This is a genomic window from Brevundimonas diminuta 3F5N (assembly GCF_900163625.1).
Taxonomy (GTDB): domain Bacteria; phylum Pseudomonadota; class Alphaproteobacteria; order Caulobacterales; family Caulobacteraceae; genus Brevundimonas; species Brevundimonas diminuta_A.
On sequence record NZ_FUIE01000074.1, the window covers coordinates 1 to 20,531 of the forward strand.

The following is a 20,531-nucleotide window of genomic DNA, read 5'->3' on the forward strand; positions in this document are numbered from 1 at the left end:
GCGGCCGTCGTCTGCGGCGACCGCGACGACCTCGGCCTGGCCGATGGCGCGGGGTCGAGACCGTGCTGGCCGACGATCCCGAGTTGACGGTGCGTCTTTCCCCTTCTCCCCTCGGGGGAGAAGGTGTCGTGCGGAGCATGACGGATGAGGGGGCTCTGTCCTCGCACTCAAAGGCGGACGACGAGGGTGCAGCCGACGCCCCCCTCATCCGAGCGGCTCCGCCGCCCACCTTCTCCCCCGAGGGGAGAAGGAATCCGTTGAGAGTCGTCCTCGATAGCCGTCTCCGTACCCCCGCGACGGCCAAGGTCGCATCTGGCAACACTCTGATCTTCACCACAGCCCAACCCCGCGCCATCGGCCAGGCCGAGGTCGTCGCGGTCGCCGCAGACGACGGCCGCCCCGCCATTTCAGCCGTCCTGGAAGCCCTGGCTGCACGCGGCGTCGGCTCCGTCCTGATCGAGGGCGGAGGCCGTGTCGCCGCCTCTTTCATCCAGGCCGGCGCGGTGGACGCCATCGAATGGTTCCGCGCCCCGATCCTGCTGGGCGGGGAGGGGCGGCCCTGCGTCGCCTCCCTGGCGCTTGCAAAGCTGGCCGACGCCCCCAAGTTCCGTCGTCTGGGCGTCGAGCCTGTCGGAGGCGATCTGTGGGAACGCTACGCCCGCGCGTGACGCCTCCTCAGGCGCGATTTCAGACGAATTAGACTAATTAGACTCTGTTTTTTGGGTCCGAAGGGACCGGAGCTTTCATGTTCACCGGCATCGTCACCGACATCGGCCGCGTTCGCAGCGTCCGTGAAACCAACCGCGACCGTCGCTATGAGGTCGAGACCGTGTGGGACACGGCGACCATCGACCTGGGCGCCTCCATTAGCCATGCGGGCTGCTGCCTGACGGTGACTGAGAAGGGGCACGATGAAAGGGGGGGCTGGTTCGCCGTCGAGGTCTCGGGCGAGACCCTGTCCAAGACCAAGCTGGGCGACTGGAGCGAGGGCAGCCGGATCAATCTGGAGCGCGCGGCGAAACTTGGCGACGAGCTGGGCGGCCATATCGTCTCGGGCCACGTCGACGGTCTAGGCGAGGTGATCTCCATCACGCCCGAGGGCGGGTCGCGCCGGATCGTGATCGAGGCGCCTGCGCCGCTGCACAGATTCATCGCCCCGAAGGGCTCAATCACGGTCGATGGGGTTTCTTTGACGGTGAATGGGGTGCATGAGCGCCGCTTCGACGTGAACATCATCCCGCACACGTGGGATGCGACCACCCTCGGCGGCCTGAAGGTCGGCGAGAAGGTCAATCTGGAGATCGACATGCTGGCGCGTTACCTCGCGCGGTGGCAGGAGACCGCATGATGAAACTGGCCGTCTACAACACCGACAGCCCGATCAGTTCGATCGAGGACATTATCGAGGACGCCCGCAACGGCCGTCCCTACATCCTGGTGGACGCCGAGGACCGCGAGAACGAGGGCGACATCGTCATTCCGGCCCAGTTCGCCACGCCGGACCAGATCAACTTCATGATCCGCTATGCGCGGGGCCTGGTCTGCCTGGCTCTGACGTCCGAGCGCGCCAAGCAACTGCGCCTGCCGCCGATGGCCGCCGAGAACCGCGAGAGCATGGGCACGGCCTTCACCATCTCGATCGAGGCCAAGGAAGGCGTCACGACCGGCATCTCGGCCGCTGATCGCGCTCATACGGTCCAGGTGGCGGCCGATCCGTCGCGCACCGCCGATGACATCGTCTCGCCGGGCCACATCTTCCCGCTGGTTGCGCGCGACGGCGGCGTTCTGGTCCGCACCGGCCACACCGAGGCGGCCGTGGATATCAGCCGCATGGCCGGCCTGATCCCCGCCGGGGTGATCTGCGAGATCATCAAGGACGACGGGACGATGGCGCGGATGCCCGACCTGATCGCCTTCGCCCAGCTGCACGGGCTGAAGATCGGCACCATCGCCGACCTGATCGCCTATCGCCGCCGCACCGAGCGCTTTGTCGAGCGCGTGATGGAGACGCCGTTCGAAAGCGTCCACGGCGGCGCGTTCAAGCTGATCCTGTACCGCAACACCATCGAGGGCGCCGAGCATGTCGCCCTGGTGCGCGGCGACATCGACCCTACCAAGCCGACCGTCGTGCGGATGCACCAGGTCGACTTCGCCGCCGACCTGCTGGGCCACGTCGAGGCCCGCCAGGACTATATTCCAAAGGCGATGCAGGCGCTGGCGGCTCAGGACGGGCCGGGCGTCGTCGTCTTCCTGCGTGATCCCGGCCTGCAAGGCCTGGCCGAGCGGCTGGGCGCGACCAGCAAGCCCGCCGCCGTGGATCGTTCGCTGAAAGCCTATGGCGTCGGGGCGCAGATTCTGCTCGACCTCGGCGTCAAAGACATGATCGTGATGAGTTCGACGCGACCCAATCCGACGGCGCTGGAAGGTTACGGCCTGCGCATCGTCGGTTGGCGCGACATGGACGGAGAAGACCAATCTTGAACGACCCCACTCGCGTCCTCATCGTCGAGGCGCGCTTTTACGACGAACTGGCCGACGCCCTTCTGGAAGGGGCGAAGGACGCCCTGCGCGCGCAAGGCGTCCAGTATGACGTCGTGACCGTGCCCGGCGCCCTGGAAGTGCCGACCGTGATCGCCATGGCCGAGGAGGCCGGACGCTATCCCACCGCGCCGCGCTATGACGGCTATGTCGCCCTGGGCTGCATCATCCGCGGCGAGACCTATCATTTCGAGATCGTCTCGGATCAGTCGGCCGCCGGCATCCGCAATCTGGGCCTGAAGGGCCTGGCCATCGGCAACGGCATCCTGACGACCGAGGACGAGGAGCAGGCCTGGGCCCGCGCCCGCCTCAGCGAGGGCGACAAGGGCGGCTTCGCGGCCCGCGCCTGCCTGGACCTGATCGCCATCCGCAAGCGTCTGCGCGGAGGGCTGGCCTCGTGAGCGAACCGACCAACACCACCCCGGCGACCGTTGCTGAAGTCATGGCCCAGCTGGCCGAGGCCGATAAGGCCCGCGCCGAGCCCCAACTGACTAGCCGTCAGCGCCGCGCCCGCACGGTCGCCCGCCTGGCCGCCGTTCAGGCCCTGTATCAGATGGAGCTGGCGGGCGAGGGCGTCGACAGCGTCGTGCGCGAGTTCCGCAATCACCGTTTCGACGCCGACATTGACGGCGCGCCCTTGGCTGAGGCGGATGAAGACTGGTTCGCCGCCGTCGTGCACGGCGTGGTCGAGGACCAGCGCGCGGTGGACGAGGCGGTCAAGGCGCGTCTGGCCTCCAACTGGCGGCTGGAGCGTCTGGACGCCACCCTGCGCGCCCTGCTGCGCTGCGGCGCGTGGGAGTTGAAGCACAAGCCCGACGTGCCGCGTGAAATCGTGATCGACGAATATGTCGAGCTGGCCAAGGCCTTCTTCGACGATGCAGAGGCGAAATTCGTGAACGCGGCGCTGGACGGCGTGGCGCGCGATGCCCGCGATTGACGTCGCAGGCGAATTCGAGACGATCCAGCGGCTGCTGAAGCCGCTGGCCCATCCGGAATGGGCGCGGGGGCTGGCCGACGACGTGGCCGTGCTGCCCTCGCGACCCGGATACGACCTGATCTTGACCAAGGACGCCATCATCGAAGGCGTCCACTTCCTGCCCGACGATCCGCTGGACACGGTGGCGCAGAAGCTGCTGCGCGTGAACCTGTCCGACCTGGCCGCCAAGGGCGCCGAGCCGTTCGGCTATCTGCTGGCCTGCCACTGGTCCGAGCGCTGCGGCTGGCCCGAGCGCGAGGCCTTCGTCGCCGGGCTACGGCGGGATCAGGCCATTTTCGACATATCCCTGCTGGGCGGCGACACGGTGAAGACGCCGGGACCGGCTAGCTTCTCGGCCACCCTGCTCGGCTGGGCGCCGACGGGAGCGGCGGTCAGTCGGGCGGGCGCGCGGCCCGGCGATCTGGTCTTCGTCACCGGCACGATCGGCGACGGCTGGCTGGGTCTTCAGGCCGCCCAGGCGACGTTGAGCCTGGAGCCTGAGCGCATAGACGCGCTGGAGGCCGCCTATCGCACGCCCATGCCGCGCGTGGAGTTCGCGCCCGTCGTTCTAGGCCTGGCGACCGCCAGCGCCGACGTCTCCGACGGCCTCTTGGCCGACGCCGCCCATATCGCCGAGGCCAGTCGCGTAAGCCTTGAGATCGACCTAGAGCGCCTGCCCCTGTCCGCCGCGGCCCAGGCCTGGTTCGACGGGCGCGTCGATCCGCAGGCGGCGCTGGAGCTGCTGGCCAGCGGCGGCGATGACTATGAGATCCTGCTGACCGTCCCGGCGGGCGCCGAAAACGCCCTGCGCCGCGAGGCCGAGCGCCGCCACCTGCGCCTGACCTGCGTGGGCCGGGTGGCCGAGGGCAGGGGGTTGTCCCCGCGCTATCTGGGCCAGGCCATCACCCCGACCCGCACCGGCTGGGTCCACGGCTGAGGGCAACGGAATCCTAACGGGACAGGGCCAGACTGCCGCCATGAACCGCCGCGCCCTGATCCTCGCCGTCGCCGGCGCCGCCCTGTCGGGGGCGGCCGCGGCAGCCTCGCCTTCGGCGGAGACGTCCGCCCAACCGGCGAGTTTCAACCTGACCGGCGTCGGCCTGCCTATCATCGTGGGCGGCCGGGTCCGGAACTACATCTTCGTGGTGCTGAAGCTGTATCTGGGCCAGGGCCACGCCCTGGATGCCGTGAAGGCCAAGGAGCCCTATCTGCGCGACGCCCTGGTCCGGGCCGGGCACCGCACGCCCTTCGTCCTGGCCGATGACTGGAACCAGTTGGACGCCCAGGCTCTGAGCGCCAGCCTGATCCGCTCGGCCGATACGCTGATCGGCAAGGGCGCGATCGCCCGCGTGGAGGTTGTCAGCCAGGCCGCGCGCCGTCGCACAACTGTTCGCGGCGTCTAAAAGAGCGCTGTTGCGCCACGGCTCTGCTTTTGGCACGATTTAGCCGCAATTCCCGAGGGGCGTGAATTTGCGTCCGTAAGCGCACGGGGGGACCGGAAGGCGGCCGAGAGGCGACAACGCCCGTAGCGCTGCCCATGGATCCGCGCGCCCAGTTGCATAGGGCTTGGAAACGCCATGACGTCATATCTTTGGCTGGTCATCGCGGCCGGCGCTCTGGGGGTGCTTTACGGCGCCGTTCAGACCGCCGCCCTGATGAAGGCCGACAGTGGTAATGAACGGATGCGTGAGATCGCCGCAGCGATCCAGGAAGGGGCATCCGCCTATCTGAAGCGTCAGTACACAACGATTGGCATTGTAGGGGTCGTGATCTTGGTCGCGGCCTATTTTCTTATCGGGACCTGGGCGGCGCTCGGTTTCCTGATCGGCGCGGTCCTGTCGGGCGCGGCGGGCTATGCGGGGATGCTGATCTCCGTGCGCGCCAACGTCCGCACGGCCCAGGCCGCGTCGCAGAGCCTGTCCAAGGGGCTGGACCTGGCCTTCCGCTCGGGCGCCATCACCGGCATGTTCGTGGCGGGCGGCGCGCTTCTGGGCGTGTCCGGCTACTACGCCTTCATGACGCAGGGTCTGGGCCACGCCTCGACCAGCCGCGAGGTCATCGACGGCCTAGTGGCGCTGGGCTTCGGCGCCTCGCTGATCTCCATCTTCGCACGACTGGGCGGCGGCATCTTCACCAAGGGGGCCGACGTCGGCGGTGACATGGTGGGCAAGGTCGAGGCCGGCATCCCCGAGGATGATCCCCGCAACGCCGCCACCATCGCGGACAATGTGGGCGACAACGTCGGCGACTGCGCCGGCATGGCCGCCGACCTGTTCGAGACCTATGCGGTGACGACGGTGGCGACCATGGTGCTGGCGGCCATCTTCTTCCGCAACCAGCCCTATGTGGATGTGCTGATGCTGCTGCCGCTGGCGATCTGCGGCGTCTGCATCGTGACCTCGATCATCGGCACCTTCTTCGTCCGCCTGGGCAAGAGCGGCAACATCATGGGCGCCCTGTATCAGGGGCTGATCGTGACCGGCCTGCTGTCGCTGGTCGCCGTCTGGTGGGTGATCAACACCCTGTTGCCGGGGGCGGTCGAGACCTCAGGGGGCCTGCTGATCCAGCCGATGAACCTGTTCTGGGCAGGGGCTGTGGGGCTGGTGGTGACGGCGGCCATCGTGGTGATCACCGAATACTATACCGGCACGGGCTTCCGGCCGGTGAAGTCGGTGGCCAACGCCTCGGTTTCTGGGCACGGCACCAACGTCATCCAGGGGCTGGCCATGTCGCTGGAGGCCACGGCGCTTCCGGCCCTGACCATCATCGTCGGTATTGTCGCGGCCTATCAGTTGGCAGGGCTGTTCGGCATCGCCATCGCCACCACCACCATGCTGGGCGTGGCGGGGATGATCGTGGCGCTGGACGCCTTCGGGCCGGTCACGGACAACGCGGGCGGCATCGCCGAGATGGCGGGCCTGCCGCCGGAAGTCCGCGTCTCGACCGACGCACTGGACGCCGTGGGCAACACCACCAAGGCCGTGACCAAGGGCTATGCCATCGGATCGGCGGGTCTGGGGGCATTGGTCCTGTTCGCCGCCTATGTGGAGGATCTGAAGTTCTTCGCGGCCGAGGCGGCGCCGGGCAGCTTCTTCTACGGCTTGGGGACGGTCGCGTTTGATCTGTCCAACCCCTACGTCGTGGTCGGCCTGTTGTTCGGCGGTCTGCTGCCCTTCCTGTTCGGAGGGCTGGCGATGACGGCCGTGGGGCGCGCCGCCGAGGCTGTCGTGGCCGAGGTGCGGCGTCAGTTCCGCGAGAACCCCGGCATCATGACGTTCGAGACCAAGCCGGAATACGGACGGGCGGTCGATATCCTGACCAGCGCGGCCATCCGCGAGATGATCGTGCCGTCGCTGTTGCCGGTGCTGTCGCCGATCGTCCTGTTCGTCGTCATCCTGTTCATCCAGCCGGACAAGGCCAACGCCTTCGCCGCCCTGGGGGCCATGTTGATGGGGGTGATCGTGACGGGATTGTTCGTCGCCATCTCCATGACGTCGGGCGGCGGCGCCTGGGACAACGCCAAGAAGGTGATCGAGGAAGGCTTCACCGACAAGAACGGCGTGGTCCACGGCAAGGGCTCGGAAGCGCACAAGGCGGCCGTCACCGGCGACACTGTGGGCGACCCTTACAAGGACACCTCCGGTCCGGCGGTGAACCCGATGATCAAGATCACCAACATCGTGGCGCTGCTGCTGCTGGCGGTGCTGGCGAGCGGCAAGATCGTTTGACGGCGATCGGCTGAAACTGAAAACGCCCCGGAGAGCGATCTCCGGGGCGTTATCTTTTTGCGCCCTAGGCTCGCGACGCGGTCGCTCGCGGCTTGAGGGCGCCTGTATGCTGGGCCGTTAATCCGGGCGGCGCTGGCCGGGGACGTCGTCCTCGGTGCGCGGCAGTTGGCCGCGGCCGACATTGCCGAGCAACTGTTCGAGGATGGTCAGCTGGCGGCCGCGGGTCGGGGTCTCGCGGCGCTCCATGGCGATCTGGCGACCGTCTTCCAGGCCCAGGGTCCGCACGCTGGCGACCTTTTCACCGCCATCGGCGAAGGTGACCTCCGTGATCGTCCGCTGCGACACTTCAGGCTTGTTGTAGGTGTAGCGCTGGGTCGTCTGGGTCAGGTAGTACCAGACGTTGTCGGTCTCGAAGGTCGAGGTGGTTGAAGGCGTGCCCAGCTTGGCCAGGACGGTCTCGCGGGTGTCGACGCCCGCCTCGATATCCTGGGGCTTGGCGTCCACGGCCTGGAAGCCCTGGGTGGCGACAACCGGGGCGCAGGCGCCCGCAGCGGCGGCGAGCGAGGCGGCGATGATGAGCGACGTAAAACGGGGCATCGGCGATGGGCCTCTAGAAACAAGGTCTTTGACCTAACCGTCGCTGCGTCCTAGTGCAACGGCGCGGCGGAAAAGGGGCCGTAAAACCTATGTTCAAGACACTCTTCAGACGACAGACGCAAGAGCGCCAGGCTCAGGGCCTATACGCCCTGGCGGTGGAACAGGCGCGTCAGCCCGATTTTTACGCCCGCCTGGGCGTGGCGGATCGAATCGATGCGCGGTTCGAACTCTACACCCTGCACGTCCTTCTGCTGTTCGTACGGACCAAAGCCGAAGGCGAGCGCGGGGCCGACCTGGCCCAGAAAATGTTCGACACCTATGTCTCGGCTCTCGACAACGTTCTGCGCGAACTGGGCGTGGGCGACGTGTCCGTCGGCAAGAAGATGCGCAAGCTGGGCGAGGCCCTCTATGGCCGCATGAGCGCCTACGAGAAGGCGCTGCGCGAAGGCGACCACGACGGCTTCCAGGCTTCGATCGCGCGCAATGTGTTCGAGAGCGAAGACCCCGCAGCCGGCGCCGAGCTGACCCGCTACGCGCTGGAATCACATGAACGCTTGGGGCGTCAGCCTATTTCCGCCGTGGAAAAGGCGCCGGACTGGGCCATGATCGTCGCATGACGATTCCCGCCCTGCCTTACAGTGATCCCGTCCGCCTGCATCAGATCGGGGCGAGCCTGTCCCGACGGCTGGAGCCGGACGCCGAGGCGCGTCAGCGCATCGCACGCGCGCTGAACCTGAAGTCGCTGGATCGTTTCGAGGCGGATATGGAGATTACGGCGACGGTTTCGGGCTGGCGCCTGACCGGGCGCGTCGTCGCTGACGCCGTTCAATCCTGCGTGCTCACGCTGGAGCCCTTGCCGGTTCATGTCGACGAGCGGTTTGAGGTCAACCTGGTTGAGGCCGTGGACACGCCGCCATCGGATGATGGCGAGATCGACCTGGAGTTGGACGACGATTCGCCTGACGTGGCGGAGAACGGTCAGATCGATCTGGGGCAGTATGCGGTCGAGCAGTTGGCCCTGCAGTTGGACCCCTATCCCCGCAAGGACGGTGCGGTGTTCGAGCAGCCGCCCGAGCCGGGCGAGATCTCGCCTTTCGGTGTGCTGCGGGCCTTGAAGCCGAACGACGCCGACAAGAGTTGACCTAAGGGCGCCCCGGTTGCATCCACGGGGTGCGACATTTGCGTCCGCACGCCCTAACATTGAAGCGCCGCGACAAGACGGCGACGGAGTCGATTTCCACTTGGCATCATCCACATTGATCTCGCTCGACGCCATGGGAGGCGACCACGGTCCTTCCGTCGTGGTCGGCGGCGTGAAGGCTTACTATTCGCTGTATGGCGGCGACGGCGTCCGTTTCCTGCTGCACGGGGACGAGGCGGCGATCCGCGCCGAGATGGCGCGCCTGCATGTATCGGACGATCTTTGCCAGGTTCGGCACACCGACAAGGTCGTCGCCATGGACGAGAAGCCCGCCCAGGCCATGCGCCGGGGCAAGGGCTCCAGCCTTTGGAACGCGATCGAAGCGGTCAAGACGGGCGAGGCCCAGGGGGCTGTGTCCGCCGGCAACACCGGCGCCTTGATGGCGATCTCCAAACTGGTTCTGCGTATGGCGGTCGACGGACTGGAGCGCCCGGCCATCGTCGCCAGCTGGCCGACCAAACGCGGCGTCACCGCCGTTCTGGACGTGGGCGCCAACATCGGCAGCGATGCTCGCCAACTGGTCGAGTTCGCCATCATGGGTGAAGCCTTCCAGGCTGCAGTGCATGGGATCGAGCGGCCGACCGTTGGCCTGCTGAACGTCGGCTCGGAAGAGATGAAGGGCCACGAAGAAGTGCGCGAGGCCCACGCCGTGCTGCGCACCGACGCTGTGCCCGTGAACTACACCGGCTTTGTCGAGGGGCACGATATCGCCGCCGGAACGGTGGACGTGGTGGTGACGGACGGTTTCACCGGCAATATCGCCCTGAAGACGGCCGAGGGCACCGCGCGCTTCATCTCGGATCTGCTGAAGGAGGCGCTGACCTCCGGTCCGCTGGCCAAGCTGGGAGCCCTGATCGCCATGCCGGCGTTGAAGAAGATGGCGCGCCGTATCGACCCCAGCAGCGTCAATGGCGGCCCCTTGCTGGGCCTGAACGGCATCGTGGTGAAAAGCCACGGCGGCGCCACGGCCGAGGGTTATGCAAACGCTATCCGTGTGGCTGTCGAACTGGCCCGCAGTGACTATCTGACCAAGGTCAGCGCCAATTTCGCACGTCTGGCGGCCGCGATGGACGAACCTGCACCCGCCGTCATGGGAGAGACCGAACAGTGAGCGTTATCCGCAGCGTCGTCACCGGGGTCGGCTCCTTCCTGCCCGAGCAGGTGGTCACCAACGCCGATTTGGCCAAGATCGTCGACACCTCCGACGAATGGATCATCGAGCGCACCGGCATCCGTCAACGCCACAAGGCCCGCGATGACCAACCGACCAGCGACCTGGCGGTCAAGGCCGCCGAGCGCGCCCTGGCCGATGCCGGCAAGACGGCGGCGGACGTCGATCTGATCATCGTCGCCACCACCACGCCGGACCAGACCTTCCCCGCGACGGCCGCCATCGTCCAGCGCAAGCTGGGCGCGCCGGTGGGCATCGCCTTCGATATTCAGGCGGTCTGCTCGGGTTTCGTCTATGCGATGAGCGTGGCGGACGGCTTCGTCGCGCGCGGCCAGGCCAAATGCGCCCTGGTCATCGGCGCCGAGGAAATGACCCGGCTGATGGACTGGACGGACCGCACGACCTGCGTCCTGTTCGGCGACGGCGCCGGCGCCTTCGTGCTGGAGCCGGGCGAAGGGCAGGGGACCAAGGCCGATCGTGGCGTTCTGGGCTTCGCCCTGCGCTGCGAGGGCGCCAAGGCCGACATGCTCTATGTCGACGGCGGCCCGGCCACGACGGGTACGGTCGGCCATCTGCGGATGCTGGGCAATCAGGTCTTCCGCCACGCCGTGGTGAACATCGCGGAGGCCATCACCGCCGCCGCCGAGGTCGCGGGCGTCGGCATCCCCGAGATCGACTGGTTCGTGCCTCACCAGGCCAACCAGCGCATCATCAAGGGCGTGGGCGACCGGCTGGGTCTGGATGAGGACAAGGTCATCTCGACCGTGGCCATGCACGCCAACACCTCGGCCGCCTCTATCCCCCTGGCGATGGACGTCGCCATCAAGGATGGGCGAATCAAGAAGGGCGATCTGGTGCTCGTCGAGGCCATGGGCGGCGGCTTGACGTGGGGCGCGTGCGCCTTCCGATTCTAGATTTGCATTGAGGACTTTGATTTCCGGCCGTTTTGCCCTTCAATGCCCCGCCAATTGATTGCGGGGAGATGCAAGTGGCCGGACATCAGACGCTTACCCGTGCGGATTTGTGCGAAGCAGTCCACGAAGAGGTTGGGTTATCCCGACAGGAATGCTCCGGGCTGGTCGAGCGCACGCTGGACCTGATCGTCGATTCTCTTGAGCAGGGCGAGACGGTCAAGCTGTCGGGCTTCGGCGTCTTTCAGGTTCGCGAGAAACGCGCCCGCATGGGCCGCAACCCCAAGACCGGTGAACCAGCCGCCATCAACCCCCGCCGCGTCATCAGCTTCCGCGCCTCCCAGATCATGAAGAGCCGGGTGCACGACGCCGTCGTCGAGACCTAAGACCCTTGGCCAAAAGCCCCAAAGCCTTCCGCACCATTTCTGAAGCGGCCGATGAAGTCGGCGCCCCCCAGCATGTGCTGAGGTTCTGGGAGACGAAGTTCGAATTCGTCGCTCCGGTGAAGCGTGCTGGCGGCCGCCGTTTCTATCGTCCTGACGACGTCATGGTGCTGAAGGCCGTGCGGCGCCTGCTGCACGACGAGGGGCTGACGATTCGCGGCGTGCAGCGCCTGGTGCAGGATCAGGGCCTGGCGCGGCTGACGGCCTATGCCGATCCGACCGCTACGCTCGAGATCGATTCGGGTGATCGCGCTGAAACGCCCTTGGAAGCGACGGCGATTCCGGCGGATTCGGCGCGTCTGGAGGCCCTGCTAAGCGAACTGGAAGCGGCCAAGGCCCGCTTGGAGGCCGTTCTGCGCCGCTAAGACGGAAGTTGTTGTCGATAGAGCGTTTTAGGGTTTGCGGAGCACCGAACCGCCGTCTATAGGGAGCGCCTTCGGAGCGTGGCGCAGCCTGGTAGCGCACTTGACTGGGGGTCAAGGGGTCGCAGGTTCGAATCCTGTCGCTCCGACCATTTGCTGAGGGTTATCAGCAGGCTGAAACGGCCGGTGAGGGAAACCTCACCGGCCGTTCTGCTGTTCAGGCCTTCGTCTTGTCGTCAGGCTCGCGCTCGGCCCAGCGCAGCAGGGGAATGAGCGGCACGCCCCAGCCGATCCCCGCCACGGCGAAGAAGATCAGGTCGATCCACCAGGCGTCCGGCAGATGGTCATGCAGGGTCACGGCGCCCCACACCCAAAAGGCCAGAAAGAAGACGACAGCCAGGGTGGCGACGAAACGGCGGGCGCGAGGCGGCATCAGCGCTTGCTCCGGAACAGGAAGAAGGCGACTAGTCCCAGGACGACGGCCGCAAAGGCCCAGGGCAGCCACTCCCAGTCGGCCAGGGTGGCCACGGCGAACACCCGCACGGCCAGGAAGGCGCCGCAGGCGCCGCTGACCAGGGCGACCAGAACGGTCCCGCCCAGGCCGCGACGGCCCGTCAGCAGGTCGGCGATCCAGGCCAGGCCCAGGGCCCCGGCCAGGGCGATGGCGATCTCGACATATTGCACCGCTTGGCGCTCCCCTTGAATGTTGTGCGACGCTTTGGCGTAGAAACCGACTCGATCTTGCCACGCGGGAGGGGCATATCCCTCGGTTCCGCCGCCTGCGAAAGAGGCGGCAAGCATATCGGGGCGAACGGCAGGCGTCGAATGAAGCGTATTGGTGAATTGGACCGCAGCCGCGCGGTGGCGCTGTGGCTGTTTTTCTGCGCGACCTTGGTGTTCGCCATGGTGGTGGTCGGGGGCGCGACGCGTCTGACCGGCTCGGGGCTGTCGATCACGGAATGGAAGCCCATCATGGGCGCTCTGCCGCCGATGAGCCATGCCGACTGGGTCGAGGCGTTCGACAAGTACAAGGCCATCCCTCAGTACGTCGAAGTCAACGCCGGCATGAGCATGGCGGAGTTCCAGTACATTTTCTGGTGGGAATGGGCGCACCGCCTGCTGGGGCGTCTGATCGGTGTGGTCTTCGCTGTGCCCTTCGTTCTGTTCCTGGCCTTCCGCGCCATTCCGCGCCGCCTGATCGGACGCTGCGCGATTCTGTTGGCTCTGGGCGGCCTGCAAGGGCTGATCGGCTGGTGGATGGTGTCCAGCGGCCTGGCTGAGCGCATCGATGTGGCGCCGGAACGGCTGACGACCCACCTGGGCCTGGCCTTCCTGATCTTCGCCGGACTGATCTGGACCGGGCTTGAGGCCTGGTCCGGTTCGGACTTCACGCGCGCGCCGCGCGGCTGGAGCTGGGGCGCGGGCTTGCTGTTGGGCGGCGTCTTCTTCCAGTGCCTGCTCGGCGGCCTGGTGGCCGGAGCCAAGGCGGGCATGATCTATACCGACTGGCCGATGATGAACGGCGCCCTGTTCCCGCCGGTCGAGTGGGGGCAGGGGGCGCTGACCTTCCTGCACGATCAGGGGCTGGTGCAGCTGAACCACCGGATCGGCGCCTATGTGCTGCTGTTTGCGGGCACCTTCTATGCGGTGCAGGCCCTGCGCGGGCGCCTGGGCGAAGGATTGGGAGCCTCGGCCCTGGTTCTGGCGGGCGCGCTGTGGCTGCAGGCGGGGCTGGGCGTCCTGACCCTGATCCATGCCGTGCCGCTGACGCTCGGCGTGCTGCACCAGGCTGTGGCGGCGCTGGTGCTGGCCGCGGCCACGGTGAACCTGTGGCTGGTGCGGCGCTCGCGGCCAAGACTTTTCGCCTCGGGACTTCGCTAAGAAAAAAGGCCGCCTTCCTGATCGGAAGGCGGCCTTCTCAATTGTGCGAGGGGGGAGCCCCTAGCCGATCTTCACGCGCGTGGCGGATTCCGGCAGGTCTTCGCCGAAGGCGCGCTGATAGAATTCGGCGATGGTCGGCCGCTCCAGCTCGTCGCACTTGTTCAGGAAGGTCAGGCGGAAAGACAACGCCACATCGCCGTTGAAGATGATGGCGTTCTGGGCCCAGGTGATGACCGTACGCGGCGACATGACGGTCGAGATGTCGCCGTTCATGAAGGCGTTGCGGGTCATGTCGGCGACGCGGACCATGGCGGCGATGCGACGCTTGCCTTCGGCGTCGTTCCACTCGGGCACCTTGGCGGCGACGATCTCGGCTTCCACGTCGTGGTCGAGATAGTTCAGCGTGGTGACGATGTTCCAGCGGTCCAACTGCGCCTGGTTGATCTGCTGGGCGCCGTGATACAGGCCCGTCGTGTCGCCAAGGCCGACCGTGTTCGAGGTGGCGAACAGGCGGAACCACTTGTTCGGACGGATGACGCGGTTCTGGTCCAGCAGGGTCAGGCGGCCTTGAGCCTCCAGCACGCGCTGGATGACGAACATGACATCCGGGCGGCCCGCGTCATATTCGTCGAACACTAGGGCGACAGGCCGTTGCAGCGCCCAGGGCAGGATGCCTTCGCGGAATTCGGTGATCTGCTTGCCGTCCTTCAGGACGATGGCGTCCTTGCCGATCAGGTCGATGCGGCTGACATGGCTGTCCAGGTTGATGCGGACCAGCGGCCAGTTCAGACGGGCGGCGACCTGTTCGATGTGGGTCGACTTGCCGGTGCCGTGATAGCCCTGAACCATCACGCGACGATCGTAGGCGAAGCCCGCGCAGATGGCGATCGTGGTCTGGGGATCGAAGCGATAGGAATCGTCGATCTCGGGCACATGGCTGTCGCGCGTGTCGAAGGCCGGCACGACCATGTCGGAATCGACGCCGAACGCCTCCTTCAGCGTGACCTTGCGGTGCGGTTCCAGGATGACGAGCGGGTCGGGGGAGGCGTCGAGCGGAGAGGTCATGGCCATCCACCTAGCGCCCCCGCGCGCGCGGCTCAACACGCGCGAGGGGCCGGATGGATTATTCGCCATGGGCCGGTCGGTCTATTCCGCCGACAGGTCCACGTCGACGTTGCCGCGCGTGGCGTTGGAATAGGGGCAAACCTGGTGTGCTTTCTGGATCAGGTCGTCGATCACCGCGCGATCCAGGCCGTGATCCGACACTCGTAAGGTCACATCGAGATTGAAGCCCTCACCGCGGGTGTTCTTGCCGAAGCCGATCCCGGCCGCGACCTTGGTGTCGGGGCCGACAGGCGTGCCCGCCTTGCCTGAGACCAGCCGTAGGGCGCCCAGGTAGCAGGCGGCGTAGCCCGTGGCGAAAAGCTGCTCGGGATTGGTGCCGTCGCCGCCCTTGCCGCCCATTTCGGTGGGAACGGACAGCCGAACGTCGATCTTGCCGTCGTCAGTGGCCGATCGGCCTTCGTCACGGCCTCCGCCGGAGGCTGTGGCGTGGGCGCGGTACAAGACTTCCATCTGTGGACTCCTTATCCCCAGGCTGGGGACGAATGGGGGACGATGCAGAGGCAACGCCTGTCAGAAACAACGGTTCTGTGATTCGAAAATTCGGCAATAGGGTGTTAACAATTAGGCATCGCTCCCGTCGGGGGAGAGGGACATGGAAACGCACACGCAATATTTTTGCTACGTCTATGATGCGCCTGGAAGGACGCCTCAGATGTTCCCCTTGGAGGCCGACAGCTTCACCGAGGCGATCCAGGAAACACGGCGCATGATGCTGGACGAATCCGGGGCCGAAGTCTTTGCGGAAATCTGGGATTCCTCGGCCGCCGGTCAGGCCATGACTCGCGTCGACGCCTTGCCGGGTGAAGGCGGGCTGTTGCGGTCGCTCAGGCGTGCCCGGCCTTTTTCAAGGTTTTCCAGGCCTTGATAACGCTCTGAAGCTTGGCTTCCGCGCCACGATCGCCGCCGTTGGTGTCGGGGTGAAAGCGTTTGAGCATCTCGTGATAACGAGCCTTGATGGCCGCCTTGTCGGCGCCCGGCTCCAGGCCCAGATCGGCCAGCGCGGTGCGTTCCAGCTTGCCCAGCCGGTGATGCGGATCGTCCTGGATTGGCCCCTCGGCGTTAACGCGTCGACCGAACAGGCCGAAGCTGTCGCGCCATGAGCCGGCGCCCGAGTTGTTGTTCGTGCCGAACTTCGCTGCAAAGGCGGCGGCCTCGCGCGTCTGCGGTCCCGCCTTCATTTGCCAGGTGGGGCGGCCGCCGGTCATGGCCTCGTTTTCCTGAGCGGCGCGAATCTGGCCCTCGTTCATGCCGGCGTAGAAGTTCCAGCTCTTGTTGTACTGGCCGGCGTGCACCTGGCAGAAGTTGTAGAAGTCGTTCAATTGCTCGCGCGACTTCGGGGCGCGAGCCGTCGCCGGGCGCGTGCAGTCAGCCCAGTCGCAGGGTTTCTCGCCCGGCTTGAGGCGCAGGACATCCTCCGCCGCTTCCTGTTCCTCGTCGGGACGCGGCGGCTTCACCCGAATGTCGGTGAAGCGAGGCTTGTATTGAAAAGACGCAGACATCCCCCGAAGTGTAAGGCCGAATTGGACAGCTTCAAGGAGTTCCCATGTCTGACGGCCCGATCGCGACGGTTATGCGCGAAAAACTGACTGCGGCCTTCGCCCCGGTGCGTCTGGACCTGGAGGATGACAGCTGGAAGCACGCCGGTCACCACCATGAGGGCGGAATCGACGCTCGCGATGGCGGCGAAAGTCATTTTCAGCTGACCATCGTTTCGGAGGCCTTCTCGGGGCAGAGCCGCGTGGCGCGCCAACGGGCCGTCAACGCCGTGCTGAAGGCGGAGCTGGCCGGGCCGGTTCATGCGCTTTCGATCCGGGCGCAGACGCCGCAAGAGGCTCAACCCTGATGAGGCTGGGCGCCTAAAAGATTCGGATTACGTAGTTATCCGCATTCATATCGTCTTAGAACCTTTCGCCTTAGCGTCCGCACCCGAAGCATTTTGTAGCGGGCGGGGGCGTCGCGATGGTTGGATCTGACGGGTTCACAAAGGGGATGGAAGGGGCGCAGGCGCCGGGCGAAGCGGCCCAGGCTCTGACCGCCATCCTGCAGACTCACTATCTGCGTTACCTCATTATCGTCAGCTGGGCGCTGGGCTTGATCGCAACGGTCGGCCTGGCGCACGGTCTGATCTGGTTCGTCGCCACCCTGGCGGCGGGCGCCCTGCGCGGCGAAGTCGAAAAGCGTGTCAGCCAGAGTGCAGGCAGCGGCTGGGGCTTGGTGTTTCCGGCTGTAGCTACGGCCACCACAGCGGTCTGGGCATTGGCTCCTCTGCTGGCCTGGTTTTCGCCATCGCTGTTCGGGCGCGAACTGGCCATCGCCTTTTTGATGTCGGGCTATGTGTTGGTGTTCGCCCAACTGCGGAATTCGCCGCGACAGGCGATCCTGATTTCCTCCCCCTATGGCGCGGCGGCGGCGATCATCGCCGTCAATCTGCTGGGGGATCCCATTTTCTGGCCGTTTGTGGCCTTGGCTCCGTTTACGGCGGCTAGCCTGTTCGTTCTGGTCACCATGACCATGCTGCGTGAAGAGCGCATCCGCGCCTTCCAGGAACATCAGGCCCATCTGATCGAGGAACTGGAAGCCGCCCGCGACAGGGCCGATGCGGCCAATGAGGCGAAATCCAACTTCCTGGGCGTCATCTCCCACGAGTTGCGCACGCCGATGAACGGGGTGTTGGGCGCAGCGCAACTACTCAGCGCCACTAGGCTGGAAGGGGCGCAGCGCGAGTATCTGGCCATCATCCGCAACTCCGGCGACAATCTGCTGAGCCTGCTGAACGACATCCTCGACATGACGAAGATCGAAGCGGGCCGCATGAATTTTGAATCGGTAGACGTGAATCTGGAGGATTTGCATCGCCGCATCGTCGGCCCGTTCGAGGCCCAGGCTGAAGCGAAGGGTCTTGAGTTCATTACCGAATTCGAGGGCGATGTTCCCGATGTGGTGCGAGGCGACCCTTTGCGAGTCTGCCAGGTTGTGCAGAACCTCCTGTCCAACGCCGTCAAGTTCACGGATCAGGGCGCGGTGCGGTTCGTGACCCGTGGGCGTCGTGTCTCTGAGCGTCGCGTGGCCTTTGAGTTCGCGGTGATCGACAGCGGCGCGGGTATTTCCGACGACGATATGGATCAACTGTTTCAGCCCTTCACCCAGGTGGACGCTTCCTCGACGCGACGGTTCGGGGGCACGGGCCTGGGGCTGACGATCTCGCGGCGCCTGGCCAACATCATGGGCGGAGAGATCTCCGTGACCTCTCGCCTGGGCGAAGGCTCCACTTTCACTTTTGCTGTTGAGGGCGAAGTGGTGGCCTGGCGCGCCGCCGAGACCGCGGCCGTTGTTGCAGGCGACGTCATGGCAGGCGACGGGATGGAAGTGCTGGTGGTCGAGGATCACCCCGTCAATCGCATGATCCTGGAGGCCTGGATGGCGTCCACGGGGCGGCGCACCAGCATGGCCGAGAATGGGCAGGAGGCAGTTGACGCCGCTCGCGACCAGCGGTTCGACCTGATCGTTATGGACGTCAACATGCCGGTCATGGACGGACTGGCCGCGACCCGCCTGATCCGCGAAGCCGGGGGCGCCAACGCCGAGACGCCCATCATCTTTCTGTCGGCTTCTGCGCGGAACGAAGACCACGAGGCGGGCCTGGCGGCGGGCGCTGACGCCTATCTGAACAAGCCGATCGATTTCCGCAGTCTTTCGGCGCTGATGGTCCACGCTCAAGGCGGACGGGCTGCGTTGCGTCGCCTCGCGGAGCAGGAAGTAGGCGACGAAGCGGCGGCCGCTTGACCTTCCAAACAGAAGCTGAGGGAAACCTGTGGCTTCTACGTCGTTGTGCAGGGACGCCTGAAGAGCTGGAGCCCGATTGCGTCCCTTCGCCGAATTGCTGGATCGCCTGTCGCTGACGACCTCGCGCAATGCGAAGCTGGTCCTGCTACGCGACTATCTGAAGGCGACGCCTGACCCTGATCGCGGCTGGGCGCTAGCCGCGCTGACCGGCGAGCTGAGTTTCGCTACGGCCAAGCCCGCCATGATCCGCAAGGCGGTCGAGGCGCGGGTCGACCCGGTGCTGTTCGGCTGGTCCTATGACTATGTCGGCGATCTGGCCGAGACGACGGCCCTGATCTGGCCGCGCGATCCGATGCATCGCGCCAATCGCGAACCGGAACTGGCCGAGGTGGTGGACGCGCTTATGCGAGCGAACCGCGTGGAAGCGTCGTCGCTGATTGAAGGCTGGCTGGATGCGCTTGAGCCCAAGGGGCGCTGGGCTTTGCTGAAGCTGGTGACGGGTGGACTTCGGGTGGGCTTGTCGGCGCGGCTGGCGCGCACGGCCGTGGCCATGATGCGTCCGGCGACCGTGATCGATCCGCCCAGGCCGGATGGCCGGGAGGCGACGGAAAGCCTGCCGCCGATCACAGTCGGCGACATCGAGGAAGTCTGGCACGCGCTGCGGCCGCCCTATGAGGATTTGTTCGCCTGGGTGGAGGGGCGGGCTGAGCGGCCCAGCGCGGACGCGCCCGGCCGGTTTCGTCCCGTCATGCTGGCGACGGCTCTGGATGAAGAGCTGGACCTGCCACGCCTGGAACCGGCTGATTTCGTCGCCGAATGGAAGTGGGACGGCATTCGCGTCCAGGCAGTACGCGAGGGCGGGGAGTCGCGCCTGTATTCCCGTACCGGAGACGAGATTTCAGCCGCCTTTCCCGATGTGGCGGCGGCCCTGGACTTCGAGGGAGCTGTGGACGGCGAGCTTCTGGTGATCCGCGGCGGGGTGGTGGCGCCGTTCGGCGACCTGCAACAGCGGCTGAACCGCAAGACGGCGAGCGCCAGACTGATGCAGGACTACCCAGCGGGCATCCTGGCTTATGATTTGTTGGCCGAGGGGGCGACGGATCTGCGCAATCTGCCCCTGACCGAGCGTAGGAAGCGGCTGGAGCAGTTGGCGGCCAGGCATGAAGGCGAACGGCTGGGCCTGTCGCCGTTGCTGGAATATGCGGGCTGGGACGAACTGGCGGCCTTGCGCGCCGACCCGCCGGTCGGCGCCGCCGCCGAAGGGGTGATGCTGAAGCGTCGTGACAGCCTGTATGTGGCGGGCCGTCCCAAGGGGCCCTGGTTCAAGTGGAAGCGTGACCCGCATGTCATCGACGCCGTGTTGATGTACGCCCAGCGCGGGCATGGGAAGCGCTCCGGCTACTATTCTGACTACACCTTCGGCGTCTGGACGGAGGAGGGGGCGCTGGCGCCGGTCGGGAAGGCCTATTTCGGCTTCACCGACGAAGAGTTGAAGCAGATCGACAAATTCGTGCGCGATCACACGACGGATCGCTTCGGCCCTGTCCGCGCCGTTCGCGCCGAGCGCGAATTCGGCCTGGTGCTGGAGATCGCCTTCGAGGGATTGCAGCGCTCTACGCGCCATAAATCGGGGGTGGCCATGCGCTTTCCGCGCGTCAGCCGCATCCGCTGGGACAAACCGGCGCGCGAGGCCGACACCCTTGAGTCCGTTCTGGATCTGCTGGACGCCATCGAACGCGGCGGCGGGCGGGTAAACGCTGGTGAAAAAGCTTGACCGGCGGGGCTTCCAATCGGCTGCACAAGCGTTAGACCCGG

General features: G+C 66.1%; 24 protein-coding genes and 1 tRNA gene. 19 read left to right on the forward strand and 6 right to left on the reverse strand.

Annotation, left to right across the window (positions count from 1 at the left end; all coding sequences use genetic code 11):
- Positions 1–62 precede the first annotated feature (62 nt).
- The 8 genes from FM111_RS13295 (at position 63) to FM111_RS13330 (ending at position 7,242) form a co-directional block, all read left to right on the forward strand.
- Positions 63–668: a RibD family protein gene (locus FM111_RS13295; RefSeq protein WP_373407978.1), complete on the forward strand. Its 606-nt coding sequence runs from the start codon at positions 63–65 to the stop codon at positions 666–668.
- A 77-nt stretch (positions 669–745) separates the two neighbouring features.
- Positions 746–1,348, forward strand: coding sequence for a riboflavin synthase (locus FM111_RS13300; RefSeq protein ID WP_087141412.1), 603 nt, complete (start codon positions 746–748; stop codon positions 1,346–1,348).
- Entirely contained in the window at positions 1,345–2,481 is a 1,137-nt protein-coding gene (ribB, locus tag FM111_RS13305; RefSeq protein ID WP_087141413.1) for a 3,4-dihydroxy-2-butanone-4-phosphate synthase, read from the forward strand. The genes FM111_RS13300 and ribB overlap by 4 nt, the downstream gene beginning before the upstream one ends.
- The gene (gene ribH, locus FM111_RS13310; protein ID WP_087141414.1) at positions 2,478–2,939 is read left to right on the forward strand and encodes a 6,7-dimethyl-8-ribityllumazine synthase; all 462 of its coding nucleotides are present in this window, start codon (positions 2,478–2,480) and stop codon (positions 2,937–2,939) included. Before ribB ends, ribH begins: the two co-directional genes overlap by 4 nt.
- 41 nt (positions 2,940–2,980) lie before the next feature.
- A complete protein-coding gene (nusB, locus tag FM111_RS13315) occupies positions 2,981–3,475 on the forward strand; it encodes a transcription antitermination factor NusB (protein ID WP_087141445.1) in 495 nt (164 codons plus the stop codon).
- Positions 3,462–4,451, forward strand: coding sequence for a thiamine-phosphate kinase (gene thiL / locus FM111_RS13320; RefSeq protein ID WP_087141415.1), 990 nt, complete (start codon positions 3,462–3,464; stop codon positions 4,449–4,451). The genes nusB and thiL overlap by 14 nt, the downstream gene beginning before the upstream one ends.
- A 40-nt stretch (positions 4,452–4,491) precedes the next feature.
- Complete coding sequence (locus tag FM111_RS13325) at positions 4,492–4,917, forward strand: hypothetical protein (protein ID WP_087141416.1); 426 nt, start codon at positions 4,492–4,494, stop codon at positions 4,915–4,917.
- Positions 4,918–5,091: 174 nt separating this feature from the next.
- Positions 5,092–7,242, forward strand: a complete 2,151-nt coding sequence (locus tag FM111_RS13330; RefSeq protein ID WP_087141417.1) for a sodium-translocating pyrophosphatase — start codon at positions 5,092–5,094, stop codon at positions 7,240–7,242.
- 117 nt (positions 7,243–7,359) lie between these two features.
- On the opposite strand, the gene bamE is transcribed toward FM111_RS13330, so the two are convergent.
- The gene (gene bamE / locus FM111_RS13335) at positions 7,360–7,839 is read right to left on the reverse strand and encodes an outer membrane protein assembly factor BamE domain-containing protein (protein WP_087141418.1); all 480 of its coding nucleotides are present in this window, start codon (positions 7,837–7,839) and stop codon (positions 7,360–7,362) included.
- 89 nt (positions 7,840–7,928) lie between these two features.
- On the opposite strand from bamE, the gene FM111_RS13340 reads away from it, so the two are divergent.
- The 7 genes from FM111_RS13340 to FM111_RS13370 all read left to right on the forward strand — a co-directional run bounded on the left by FM111_RS13340 (position 7,929) and on the right by FM111_RS13370 (position 12,079).
- Positions 7,929–8,456 (forward strand): ubiquinol-cytochrome C chaperone family protein, encoded by a 528-nt coding sequence (locus FM111_RS13340; protein ID WP_087141419.1) that lies wholly within the window; start codon positions 7,929–7,931, stop codon positions 8,454–8,456.
- Positions 8,453–8,980 (forward strand): YceD family protein, encoded by a 528-nt coding sequence (locus FM111_RS13345; RefSeq protein WP_087141420.1) that lies wholly within the window; start codon positions 8,453–8,455, stop codon positions 8,978–8,980. Before FM111_RS13340 ends, FM111_RS13345 begins: the two co-directional genes overlap by 4 nt.
- A 100-nt stretch (positions 8,981–9,080) precedes the next feature.
- Positions 9,081–10,151: a phosphate acyltransferase PlsX gene (gene plsX / locus FM111_RS13350; protein ID WP_087141421.1), complete on the forward strand. Its 1,071-nt coding sequence runs from the start codon at positions 9,081–9,083 to the stop codon at positions 10,149–10,151.
- A complete protein-coding gene (locus FM111_RS13355; protein ID WP_087141422.1) occupies positions 10,148–11,125 on the forward strand; it encodes a beta-ketoacyl-ACP synthase III in 978 nt (325 codons plus the stop codon). The genes plsX and FM111_RS13355 overlap by 4 nt, the downstream gene beginning before the upstream one ends.
- A gap of 74 nt (positions 11,126–11,199) precedes the next feature.
- The gene (locus FM111_RS13360; RefSeq protein WP_369822381.1) at positions 11,200–11,508 is read left to right on the forward strand and encodes an integration host factor subunit alpha; all 309 of its coding nucleotides are present in this window, start codon (positions 11,200–11,202) and stop codon (positions 11,506–11,508) included.
- Positions 11,509–11,513: 5 nt separating this feature from the next.
- Entirely contained in the window at positions 11,514–11,930 is a 417-nt protein-coding gene (locus tag FM111_RS13365; RefSeq protein WP_087141423.1) for a MerR family transcriptional regulator, read from the forward strand.
- 72 nt (positions 11,931–12,002) lie between these two features.
- Positions 12,003–12,079, forward strand: a tRNA-Pro gene (locus FM111_RS13370).
- 65 nt (positions 12,080–12,144) lie between these two features.
- Here FM111_RS13370 and FM111_RS13375 read toward each other — a convergent pair.
- Positions 12,145–12,360, reverse strand: coding sequence for a DUF2842 domain-containing protein (locus FM111_RS13375; protein WP_087141424.1), 216 nt, complete (start codon positions 12,358–12,360; stop codon positions 12,145–12,147).
- Positions 12,360–12,611 carry a transglycosylase gene (locus FM111_RS13380; RefSeq protein ID WP_087141425.1) on the reverse strand — a complete coding sequence of 84 codons (252 nt, stop codon included), beginning with the start codon at positions 12,609–12,611 and terminating at the stop codon, positions 12,360–12,362. The genes FM111_RS13375 and FM111_RS13380 overlap by 1 nt, the downstream gene beginning before the upstream one ends.
- A gap of 141 nt (positions 12,612–12,752) precedes the next feature.
- On the opposite strand from FM111_RS13380, the gene FM111_RS13385 reads away from it, so the two are divergent.
- Positions 12,753–13,808: a COX15/CtaA family protein gene (locus FM111_RS13385; RefSeq protein WP_087141426.1), complete on the forward strand. Its 1,056-nt coding sequence runs from the start codon at positions 12,753–12,755 to the stop codon at positions 13,806–13,808.
- A 60-nt stretch (positions 13,809–13,868) separates the two neighbouring features.
- On the opposite strand, the gene cobS is transcribed toward FM111_RS13385, so the two are convergent.
- From cobS to FM111_RS13405, 3 genes are all read right to left on the reverse strand, one after another.
- The gene (gene cobS, locus FM111_RS13390) at positions 13,869–14,879 is read right to left on the reverse strand and encodes a cobaltochelatase subunit CobS (protein ID WP_179205105.1); all 1,011 of its coding nucleotides are present in this window, start codon (positions 14,877–14,879) and stop codon (positions 13,869–13,871) included.
- 75 nt (positions 14,880–14,954) lie between these two features.
- Positions 14,955–15,383 (reverse strand): organic hydroperoxide resistance protein, encoded by a 429-nt coding sequence (locus FM111_RS13395; protein WP_087141427.1) that lies wholly within the window; start codon positions 15,381–15,383, stop codon positions 14,955–14,957.
- A gap of 374 nt (positions 15,384–15,757) precedes the next feature.
- Entirely contained in the window at positions 15,758–16,432 is a 675-nt protein-coding gene (locus tag FM111_RS13405) for a J domain-containing protein (RefSeq protein WP_087141429.1), read from the reverse strand.
- Positions 16,433–16,476: 44 nt separating this feature from the next.
- Between FM111_RS13405 and FM111_RS13410 the strand changes: the two genes are divergently transcribed.
- The 3 genes from FM111_RS13410 to FM111_RS13420 all read left to right on the forward strand — a co-directional run bounded on the left by FM111_RS13410 (position 16,477) and on the right by FM111_RS13420 (position 20,490).
- Positions 16,477–16,776, forward strand: coding sequence for a BolA family protein (locus tag FM111_RS13410; protein WP_087141430.1), 300 nt, complete (start codon positions 16,477–16,479; stop codon positions 16,774–16,776).
- A 116-nt stretch (positions 16,777–16,892) separates the two neighbouring features.
- Positions 16,893–18,716, forward strand: a complete 1,824-nt coding sequence (locus tag FM111_RS13415; protein WP_087141431.1) for a response regulator — start codon at positions 16,893–16,895, stop codon at positions 18,714–18,716.
- A 76-nt stretch (positions 18,717–18,792) separates the two neighbouring features.
- Entirely contained in the window at positions 18,793–20,490 is a 1,698-nt protein-coding gene (locus tag FM111_RS13420; protein ID WP_087141432.1) for a cisplatin damage response ATP-dependent DNA ligase, read from the forward strand.
- The last annotated feature ends 41 nt before the right edge of the window (positions 20,491–20,531 follow it).

Coding starts and splice junctions, on each gene's coding strand:
- FM111_RS13415 (WP_087141431.1), top strand. CDS start 16,893: ATGGTTGGATCTGACGGGTTCACAAAGGGGATGGAAGGGGCGCAGGCG.
- FM111_RS13410 (WP_087141430.1), top strand. CDS start 16,477: ATGTCTGACGGCCCGATCGCGACGGTTATGCGCGAAAAACTGACTGCG.
- FM111_RS13385 (WP_087141426.1), top strand. CDS start 12,753: ATGAAGCGTATTGGTGAATTGGACCGCAGCCGCGCGGTGGCGCTGTGG.
- FM111_RS13395 (WP_087141427.1), bottom strand. CDS start 15,383: ATGGAAGTCTTGTACCGCGCCCACGCCACAGCCTCCGGCGGAGGCCGT.
- FM111_RS13405 (WP_087141429.1), bottom strand. CDS start 16,432: ATGTCTGCGTCTTTTCAATACAAGCCTCGCTTCACCGACATTCGGGTG.
- FM111_RS13325 (WP_087141416.1), top strand. CDS start 4,492: ATGAACCGCCGCGCCCTGATCCTCGCCGTCGCCGGCGCCGCCCTGTCG.
- cobS (WP_179205105.1), bottom strand. CDS start 14,879: ATGGCCATGACCTCTCCGCTCGACGCCTCCCCCGACCCGCTCGTCATC.
- bamE (WP_087141418.1), bottom strand. CDS start 7,839: ATGCCCCGTTTTACGTCGCTCATCATCGCCGCCTCGCTCGCCGCCGCT.
- FM111_RS13330 (WP_087141417.1), top strand. CDS start 5,092: ATGACGTCATATCTTTGGCTGGTCATCGCGGCCGGCGCTCTGGGGGTG.
- FM111_RS13375 (WP_087141424.1), bottom strand. CDS start 12,360: ATGCCGCCTCGCGCCCGCCGTTTCGTCGCCACCCTGGCTGTCGTCTTC.
- nusB (WP_087141445.1), top strand. CDS start 2,981: ATGGCCCAGCTGGCCGAGGCCGATAAGGCCCGCGCCGAGCCCCAACTG.
- FM111_RS13340 (WP_087141419.1), top strand. CDS start 7,929: ATGTTCAAGACACTCTTCAGACGACAGACGCAAGAGCGCCAGGCTCAG.
- thiL (WP_087141415.1), top strand. CDS start 3,462: ATGCCCGCGATTGACGTCGCAGGCGAATTCGAGACGATCCAGCGGCTG.
- FM111_RS13345 (WP_087141420.1), top strand. CDS start 8,453: ATGACGATTCCCGCCCTGCCTTACAGTGATCCCGTCCGCCTGCATCAG.
- ribB (WP_087141413.1), top strand. CDS start 1,345: ATGATGAAACTGGCCGTCTACAACACCGACAGCCCGATCAGTTCGATC.
- FM111_RS13300 (WP_087141412.1), top strand. CDS start 746: ATGTTCACCGGCATCGTCACCGACATCGGCCGCGTTCGCAGCGTCCGT.